At 64.8% G+C, this 8,749-nt stretch carries 7 protein-coding genes and 1 pseudogene; 2 read left to right on the forward strand and 6 right to left on the reverse strand.

Annotated features, from left to right (window positions below; translation table 11 throughout):
- Window positions 1-66: 66 nt before the first annotated feature.
- Window positions 67-198, forward strand: coding sequence for a hypothetical protein (locus ACAG25_RS24440; RefSeq protein WP_370491023.1), 132 nt, complete (start codon window positions 67-69; stop codon window positions 196-198).
- Window positions 199-329: 131 nt separating this feature from the next.
- Here ACAG25_RS24440 and ACAG25_RS24445 read toward each other — a convergent pair whose 3' ends face one another.
- The 3 genes from ACAG25_RS24445 to ACAG25_RS24455 form a co-directional block, all read right to left on the reverse strand.
- Window positions 330-1,340, reverse strand: a complete 1,011-nt coding sequence (locus tag ACAG25_RS24445) for an MBL fold metallo-hydrolase (RefSeq protein WP_370491024.1) — start codon at window positions 1,338-1,340, stop codon at window positions 330-332.
- Window positions 1,341-1,384: 44 nt separating this feature from the next.
- A complete protein-coding gene (locus ACAG25_RS24450; RefSeq protein ID WP_370491025.1) occupies window positions 1,385-2,725 on the reverse strand; it encodes a cytochrome P450 in 1,341 nt (446 codons plus the stop codon).
- A gap of 83 nt (window positions 2,726-2,808) precedes the next feature.
- Complete coding sequence (locus ACAG25_RS24455; protein WP_370491026.1) at window positions 2,809-4,845, reverse strand: heavy metal translocating P-type ATPase; 2,037 nt, start codon at window positions 4,843-4,845, stop codon at window positions 2,809-2,811.
- Between the two features lie 557 nt (window positions 4,846-5,402).
- On the opposite strand from ACAG25_RS24455, the gene ACAG25_RS24460 reads away from it, so the two are divergent.
- Window positions 5,403-6,839 carry a hypothetical protein gene (locus ACAG25_RS24460; protein WP_370491027.1) on the forward strand — a complete coding sequence of 479 codons (1,437 nt, stop codon included), beginning with the start codon at window positions 5,403-5,405 and terminating at the stop codon, window positions 6,837-6,839.
- Window positions 6,840-6,966: 127 nt separating this feature from the next.
- On the opposite strand, the gene ACAG25_RS24465 is transcribed toward ACAG25_RS24460, so the two are convergent.
- From ACAG25_RS24465 to ACAG25_RS24475, 3 genes and pseudogenes are all read right to left on the reverse strand, one after another.
- Complete coding sequence (locus ACAG25_RS24465; RefSeq protein WP_370491028.1) at window positions 6,967-7,590, reverse strand: RES family NAD+ phosphorylase; 624 nt, start codon at window positions 7,588-7,590, stop codon at window positions 6,967-6,969.
- Window positions 7,584-8,093: a hypothetical protein gene (locus tag ACAG25_RS24470; RefSeq protein WP_370491029.1), complete on the reverse strand. Its 510-nt coding sequence runs from the start codon at window positions 8,091-8,093 to the stop codon at window positions 7,584-7,586. Before ACAG25_RS24470 ends, ACAG25_RS24465 begins: the two co-directional genes overlap by 7 nt.
- Before the next feature lie 69 nt (window positions 8,094-8,162).
- Window positions 8,163-8,675, reverse strand: a pseudogene (locus ACAG25_RS24475) (excalibur calcium-binding domain-containing protein); the annotation flags it as partial.
- Window positions 8,676-8,749 lie beyond the last annotated feature (74 nt).

Genomic DNA, 8,749 nt, shown 5'->3' on the forward strand with positions numbered 1-8,749 from the left:
CGCGATCGAAATTCTCATCCAATCTGGGGCAATGCAGGTCAGACTAGTAAATGTGCCCCAGATTCAATGAGAACGGACACCACCCTTGCCGACGCCCATGATGTGACACTGCTGCACTACGACGCTGATTTCGAGGTTGCCGCCGAGGTACTGCCCTTCGAGCATCGGTGGGTGTTGGAGCGGGGCAGCATCAGTTAGGTCGCGGCAGGGCGTGGTGGAGCTGAAACCCGTTGGTGCGCAGCGCAATATGTAGTGGGTTACTTGACATAATGTCGCTTATCGGTAAATGAAGGTAGCGAGTTGCATTAGATGCCTTTGAACACGCACCGTTACCAGTTAGGCGATCTGCCGGAACACGCTGCGGACGGATGGTCCGTCATACCGCGGCCCGACATCTGATGTCCTCGTTCGCTATACCTCGCCCACCAACCCCTGGAGCTTTCTGCACTTGTGCGATCCGCATTGCCTGCCGGCCACGGCGCGGCCCGCAACGACAAGCGGCCACGAGATCCTCGCGCTGAGTTGCCATTCGACAACGCCAAGGCCCCGCCAACAGACCCCACACGGCGCACGTGCCCCACCCCGCCCCGCGTCATCATTGCGTCACTGTGACGTATTGACGTCGGATCCCGGAGAGCATTGCGATCGGCGGCTTCCCGCAGTTGCGCGGCGACGTCGCCCGTCAACGGACCGGCGTGCCCGGGCCATGCGCTCGATGGTTGAAGTTCGGCGAGCCTGCGGATGGACTGTCGCGCCAGATCGGTGTCGACGTTGTATGCCCGATGCGGTACGTGCGGCAGAGACGTTCGGGCGGTTTCGGTGTCCATGGTGTAGAAGCAGTCGCTGACAAGCGCGATGCGGTCGGACGCACGCCAGAGCCCGATCAGACCCGGTGTGTGGCCGGGCAGATGGATGACCTCGAAATCAGCCACTGGGTCCCCGTGTTCGATTGTCGCCGAGACATGCACCGGGCCTCCGTCGAACAGCCACCGCAACGGCCTGCCGATCAAGCGCGAGCGCCGACTGACCAGAGCGAGGTCGACGTTGTGCGCCCCTCCGTCACCTTGCGCGTCAGCCACCTCGTCGGGGTGACAGAGCACCGGGACGCCGAGCCGCGGCGCCGCGCCGCGATGGTCGAAGTGTGCGTGTCCGAGGATGATTCGTGTGAGCCCACCCAGAGCCGATGCAGCGTCGGCGATCGCGCGCGCCATGGGTCGGATACCGGCGTCATACGCCAACACTCCGTTGCCGTCTCGAACCAGATAGACGTTCATGATCCTCGGTACACCACCGCGCAGGATCCAGATTCCGTCGGCGACTTCTTCCACTTCGTCGGTCATGCGTGCCAACTTCGCCACTGACGCTGACAGACGTCCGAGCACATTCATCCGATGGGCCTCACCACGGCGGGCAGGCCGCCGACCGGGTCACCGAGGGTCCGCCGGTCGATCTTCCAGACGTAATCCTCGGCGATCGACCATTGGTAGCGCCGCAAGGAGTTGTGCATCACGGACTTGATTTCCATCTGGGCGAAGTACAGACCGATGCATTTGTGCACTCCACCACCGAACGGAAACCAGGCGAAACGGTGGCTCTTGTCCTCAGCGCGTTCCGGGGTGAATCGTTCGGGATCGAATGCGAGCGGCTGGTGCCAGACATTCGGATTCTCGTGGACCGCTTCTGGTGACACGAACACCAAAGTGCCTTTGGGGACGAAGTATCCCGCCAGCTCGGTGTCCTCGATCGCCTCACGCGCGAGCACCGGTACCGGCGCGTTGAGGCGCAGCGACTCCTTGAGGATGAGGTCCAGGCAGCTCATCTCCTTGAGATGGTCGAACGTCAGGTCGGCCGGCAACTGCAGGGACTGCACGCGTGCCCGCTGCTGCCACTGTGGATGCTTGGCCATGTAGTACGCCATGGTGCTCAACGCCGAGGTCGAGGTGTCGTGGGCGGCGAAGAGCAGAAAGATCATGTGGTCGATGATCTGGTCGTCGCTGAACCGGCCGCCCTCGTCGGACCGCGCGCGGCACAAGATGGAGAACAGGTCGTTGGATTCGTGCCGACGCTTCTCGGGAAGCAGCCCAGCGAAGAACTCCACCAGGACCTCACGACCGCGGGCCGCCCGACGCACCGCCCCACCGGGAATGGGATAACGGACCATCGCGGTCGGGCCGCGAAGGCAATCGAGGAAAGCGCCATTGATCCGGTCGGCATCGGCGCGCGACAGATCGACGCCGACGAACACCGACAACGCGGTGTCGAGGTTGATCGCCTTGAATTCCTCTGCCAATCGGACGTTTCCGGTCGGGAACTGCTCCAGGGCATTCCGCAGGACGGGCTGCATCTCGCGGAGGTAACCCTTGAGGCTGTCGCTGGTGAAGGCCTGCTGGAATATCAAGCGCTGGTGCCGGTGGTCGTCGAAATCCATCAGAAGCAGACCACGTTTGAACACCATGCCGATCAGGTACTCCCAGGCCGGCGCGTTGGCGAAGGCTTTGCTCCTGTTGATGATCGCCGGCTCGGCCGTCTCGGGCGTCAACGGCAATACGCACTTGCGTCCCATCAGGTTGTGAAATGCGATGTCGCCGAAACGCTCTCGATTACGGCGCGTCGCGCCTTTCCGATCGGCGACCGTCCGGAGCAGCTCGACGAGCCCAGGGGCTCCGCTTCCATGGATCGGCTTGAGCTGCGAGCCGACGGGAATTGGGCACAACTGCTTGGTCATGGAGCAACTCGCGAGGTTTGCCCGACCGGTGTGACCACGATCTTGAACATATCTGTGCCCGGTCGGTTACACAACGACATCCGTCATCGCCCCGCCGCCACTGTCTGGGGATCCAGATCGAGGCGGCGCAGAAGTTGCGCGTTGAGCGCGACGACGATTGTCGACAGCGACATCAGCACAGCGGCCGCCGCGGGAGGCAGCACCAGGCCGAGCGGAGCGAACACGCCGGCAGCCGCCGGTACGGCCACGACGTTGTAGCCGGCAGCCCACGCGAGGTTCTGCCACATCTTGCGGTAGCCGGCGTGCGAGAGTTCGATGATCGACAGCACGGCGCGCGGATCGTCGGCCGCGAGCACCACACCGGCGGATTCGATCGCGACGTCGGTGCCGGCGCCGATGGCCACACCGACGTCGGCCCGGGCCAACGCCGGCGCATCGTTGACCCCGTCGCCGACCATCGCCACGCGATGGCCACGCGCCTGCAACTCGGCGACCTTTGCGTCCTTGTGTTCGGGCAGGACGTCGGCGAACACCTCATCGATCCCCAGTTCGGCAGCAACAGCGTCAGCGACCTGCCGTGCATCGCCGGTTATCAGGGCCACCTTGATATCTCGATCGTGCAGCGCGGCGATCGCCTGCCGAGATTCCTCCCGCACCGCATCTTCGAGCGCCACCGCACCCAGTACCGCACCTTCCTGCACGACGTGCAACACCGACGCGCCGCGCTGCACCCAGCCTCGCGTGGCTTCGCTGACGTCGTCGGGCACCGAGAGTTGGAGATCGGCCAGCATCGCCGGACCCCCGACCGAGACGACGCGCCCGTCGACCCGGGCACGCACTCCCCTGCCGGGCAATGACCGGAAGTCCGTTGCGACGAACCTGCCTTCGTGCGGAACCCGCGAGTCGGCCGCGGCAACGATGGCGCGGGCGACAGGATGCTCGCTGTCCGACTCGACCGCCGCAGCCAGCGACAGCAGTTGCTCGACATCCACGCCCGCGGTGGCGACCACGTCGGTGACCCGATGGCGCCCCTCGGTCAAGGTGCCGGTCTTGTCGAAGAGCACCACGTCGACGGTGCGCATCCGCTCCAGCGCGAGCCGATCCTTGATCAGCACCCCGGCTTTGGCGGCGCGTTCCGTAGCGATCGCGATCACCAACGGGATCGCCAGCCCCAACGCATGCGGGCATGCGATGACCAAGACCGTGACGGTACGGGTGACGGCGTCGCCGAGGTCGCCCAACAAAGTCCACGCCGCGAACGTCAGAATGCCGGCGATCGCGGCGTAATAGAAGAGGAATGCGGCGGCCTTGTCCGCCAATGCCTGTGCACGGGACGAGGAAGCTTGAGCTTCGGCCACCAGGTGCTGGATGCCGGCCAGCGCAGTGCCATCGCCGACCGCGGTCACCTGCACGCGAAGAGCACTGTCGGTGGCCACGGTGCCGGCCACCACGGCGTCTCCGACCTGTCGGCGCACCGGTTTGGACTCACCGGTGATCATCGACTCGTCCACTTCGGCGCGACCCTCGGTGACATTCCCGTCGGCCGGGACGCGCGCGCCCGCGCGTACCAACACCACATCGCCCACGCGCAACTCGTCGAGAGCGACGTGTTCGGGTCCGTGGTCGGTCAATTTCTCGGCGGTGTCGGGAAGCATCGCCGCCAGTGCGTCCAACGCTCCGGAAGCCGAGCCGAGCGCCCGCATCTCCAGCCAATGCCCCAAAAGCATGATGACGACGAGCAGCGCCAGTTCCCACCAGAAGTCGAGATCGAATCCCCCGATGTTCAACGTGGTCGCCCACGAAGCGAGGAACGCAACGCTGATCGCCATGCCGATCAGCAGCATCATCCCCGGGCTACGGGCTTTGAGTTCCGCCCATCCCCCGGTGAGGAACGGCATGCCGCCGTAGAAGAAGATCACGGTGCCGAGCAGCGGTGGCAGCCACGTGACGAGACCACTGTCGGGCAGTGTGTAACCCAGTAGGTGGGCGACCATCGGACTGAACACCACCACCGGTAGCGACAGAATCAGGCTGACCCAGAAGCGTCGGCGGAACAGCTCGGTGTGCGCCGCATGCCCGCCATGACCTGCATGGCCGGCATCTGATCCGTGGTGTGCCATCACAACTCCCAAATACGCCATCCTACGGCCGTTCGCCCAGTTCCGGTCCCGAAAGTGATGTCACGACCGGCATTTTGGATACCGCCCCGAGATAGCACGAGCATCTGCAGGACGTGACGCAGATCGCATCGCCGGGTCCGACCTAGCTCCCACAAACGATTGCCCTTGGGTTAGATTGACCCGGTATCGCTCTTTCAGCAATCTTTCGAGTCTTCTTGATTGAGCACTGAAAGCGGTACGCGTGAGCAATTACGTGATACCGCGCGGCAGGCTTTCTGTCTCAATTAGCATCTATTCCAAGGAATTTCATTATTCCCATTTACCAGTGGACTCTTAATCGCCTCAGGCAGAGCCGGGCACCCCAAATATTGCCGCGCACGTCAGCAAACTACATAGGTCTTGTTGCACAGGAATCTCTTAGCTAGTCTCGCGACGGCCGTCAGGCCTGATTCCGCCCTCACTGACACAGGAGAACCATGGAGCTAGCGCTCTCAGCTCACGATGAGCACGACTCGACCGGGCAGCGGCCGAGTGCCCGGTCACGACACAAACGCGCCGTGCTCGCCGGCGTCGCAGTCGTGAGCGCGTCGGTGCTCACCGTCACCCCGGTGACGCCGACCCCCACCGCACTCGCCGCCGCGGCCACGCAGTCCCGTGATGTCCAGATGGCCGCCTGGACCAACCCATTCACCACGTGGCAGAACACCCTCGCGACCGCCTCCGAGAACGTCAACTACGGCCTCAACGAAGTGCGGACGAAGTACCCGGTGTGGTTCGGCGACGTGTTCCGCGGCTCCTCCACGATGTTGCGGGAACTCGGCGGGGTTTTCGGCAACACTGCCGGATGGCAGGCGCTGATCACGGATCTGCCGGAATACGGCGAACGCATCCGCACGGCGCTCGAGACTAGCGCCGAGGACAGCGAGGGCCAGTTCGACGGCCTCGGCAAAATGCTTCAAGACGTGTCCGGGTACTTGCGGCAGGCCCAGTTCAACAACGCCTTCGCCGCGGTCAACGAGTACTTCCTGTGGAGCCTGGGCGCCGGTGCCTGGCCGCTGTTCGACGTCTTCTACATGCCCGGCCAGATCGCCGAAACCCTGGGCGCAGGGAAGCTGGCCAACGTCTTCGACGTCCTGCTGACCGACAACGCACTGGGCCACTACACCGAATCGCTGCTCGGTCCCGTGGTGACCGCGGCCTTCCAGTTCACCGAGGTGCTCGACGACATCGCCCTGGCGATCAAGGCCGGCGACTGGACCACTGCCCTCAGCGAGACCGTCAACATGCCGGGCAAGGTCACCAACGCATTGCTCAACGGCTACACCCCGCGGCTGGCCATCGAGGACGGAAAGCCTTGGCCCTGGGTCGGACTGCTCACCCCGAAGGGTGCCTTCGAGACCTTCTTCATCAACATTCCCCGAGATATCGCCTGGGCGCTGAAGGTTTCTCGCGAAGAGTTCCTGGCGGCCAAGAACCCGAGCGCTGCGACCGCCGACGTGTCGTCGGCCGAACTGGTATCCGAGGACCGGTTGGTTTCGCTCGAGGTGGGAGCACGCGGCGAGGAGCGAAAGCTGGGTGCGACAACACCTGTCGTCGACCGGACGGAAGACGACGCGGCGACCGAGGAGTCCGAGACGCCTACCGCGACGCCCGCGCCGACCGAGACCGAGGCCACCGATGGCGAGGTCATGGATCCGGCCGAGGATACGGCAGAAGCCGAGGCGCCCGCCGACACCGAGGAGCCGACCGAGACCGACGAGGCACCCAACACCGCTGACGAGGCCGATGTCAGTGAGGACGTCGCCGACGAGGCCGAGTCCACGGAGTCCGACGAGGCCACCTCCGACGAAAGCACGTCCGACGAAAGCACGTCCGACGAAAGCACGTCCGACGAGACCAAGTCCGACAGCGACTCGTCGACGACGTCCGGCGGTTCGTCGTCGGGTGGTTCCGACGGTGGTTCGTCGTCGAGGAAGTCCTCGAGCAAGGACTGACCGATAGTCACCGACTGTGGCCCTCTCTCTCGAGGGGGCCACAGTTGTGTCTGACCGTGGAATCAGTTCGCAGAGACGAACTCTCGTGACATCTCGGCCAGTCGTGCAGGTTGACCCGCGACCGTTCTCACGACCGGAGCAGGACGTCGACGTGCAAGGGGGCGCACAGGTCGATGAGCCACAGTTGATCGGCGCCGGTGGCGAAAAGCCGGGCGAAGGTGACGTCCTGGATGAACGCATCGCTGCAGCGGTCTCCGAAGAACACGTAGGATTTCGCGTCGTTGCAGAGCCGCGACATCCACACCAGACCGTCGAGGCCGCTGTCATGCGCTGCCTCGGCCCATCTGACCGTGTCGTGATACGTGTCGGCGCCGCTGGCGGTGAGATCGCCGGCGGTGACCTTGAGCGTGCGCAGACCGAGTCCGTGCAGAACCCCGATGGTGAGCGGGCGGGCTACCTCCAGCCGAGCCATCACCGTGCGTGCGTACGCGTCGTACGGCAGGATGCCGCCGCTGACTGGGACGTCGTGCAGCAGCGTCTCGGCGATCGCCGCCTCCTGGGTCGCCGCGGCATACAACACCGGAACCGTTGGCGTGCCGAAGAACGCGAACCGACTCGGCGACCCGAAGCCGGGATTGAACGTCGTCGCCGAGCGGCCCTTGGCCGCGGTGAACACGCGATACAGCCGGGCTCCGCTCTCGAGGACGGTGGTGCGTGGGGTGAAGGGTTTCGGCGGTGCCGGTGTCACCACTGCACAGACCATGCGCGCCGGGCCGCGTCGACGACCCGATCAGGTTGGGCGGCCACGAGGTCGACGGGTCGGAGTCCGTCGAGATAGGTCGTCGGCGCGCACAACCACTGGACCACACTGCTTTCCGACCAGTCCGCCTCGTCAGCGAGTTCGCGCAGCGTCCGGATCACCGGCAGCGGTCGTCCGTCGGCGCCGAACTGGAAGCCCGGGAAAAGGACCTGGTGACCGCGCGCGATCGCCAGCAGTGCGCCGTCCCGGCGGGTCGCGGCCGCCAGGTTCCGCGGCGCGCTCGACTTCGAACCCATGCGCCGGCCCGCCTCGGTGCTGGTGAGCAGGCCGAACTCGGCCTCGATCCGGTCGTACAGGTTCCGCTCGGCTTGGACCGCGCGCGCCACGGATGGTTCAGCGTAGACCTTGACCGAGTCGAGCGCCTCCCCCAGCGCGGCAGCGCTCTCCTGGATACGCTGCGCGACGTCGATCAGGTGGTTATGTGCAGCGGTCATGAGACCCACCTCATCGGAATCGTGCGAAACATGCATCTGCAGCATACCGCATGTTCCGCATGTCCAGAATCACCGCTCGCAAGCTACTCCGTCACCGTCACCGTCGAGACCGGTGCGGTAGCCGGGTTGCCCGGCGTAGAGCGGTGCAGCTCCGGCGGCACGGACCGCCTTGCAGTTCGGGTAGTACACCGCGTCGTCTTCGGGTGGGATCGAGGCCGGTGCGACGGGCGGTGGCACTTCGGTCGGGGTCGATGAGGTAGTCGAAGGCGCAGCCGTAGTGGTCGGGGGTTCCGACGTGACGTCCGGCGAGCAGTTGCTCAGTATGCGGGCGATCGCATCGTGCTCGGCTTGGGTCACCCACAGTCCGTAGGCGCTTTTGACGTCGACGATCCGCGTGACATAGGTGCACCGGTACGACCGGTTGGGCGGCAGCCAGGTCGCGGCGTCGCCGTCGCCCTTCTGCTGATTGACCGCACCGACGGTGGCTTGCAGATTCATCGGGTCGTTGGCGAAGTTCCGGCGCTTGACCTCGTCCCATTGCTGCGCGCCCTTCTGCCAGGCGTCCGACAGCGCGACAAGGTGTTATACGTAATCTCGTATCCGTCACGTTGACGTAGCCGGTAGGCCTCACGAAGCCAAATTCCGACCGTCGATGA

The organism is Mycobacterium sp. pV006, assembly GCF_041287115.1.
GTDB lineage: Bacteria > Actinomycetota > Actinomycetes > Mycobacteriales > Mycobacteriaceae > Mycobacterium.

Bases quoted from the DNA above. Each gene is read 5' to 3' on its own strand.
- ACAG25_RS24440 (WP_370491023.1), top strand. From the start codon at position 67: ATGAGAACGGACACCACCCTTGCCGACGCCCATGATGTGACACTGCTG.
- ACAG25_RS24445 (WP_370491024.1), bottom strand. From the start codon at position 1,340: ATGACCGACGAAGTGGAAGAAGTCGCCGACGGAATCTGGATCCTGCGC.
- ACAG25_RS24450 (WP_370491025.1), bottom strand. From the start codon at position 2,725: ATGACCAAGCAGTTGTGCCCAATTCCCGTCGGCTCGCAGCTCAAGCCG.
- ACAG25_RS24455 (WP_370491026.1), bottom strand. From the start codon at position 4,845: ATGGCACACCACGGATCAGATGCCGGCCATGCAGGTCATGGCGGGCAT.
- ACAG25_RS24470 (WP_370491029.1), bottom strand. From the start codon at position 8,093: ATGACCGCTGCACATAACCACCTGATCGACGTCGCGCAGCGTATCCAG.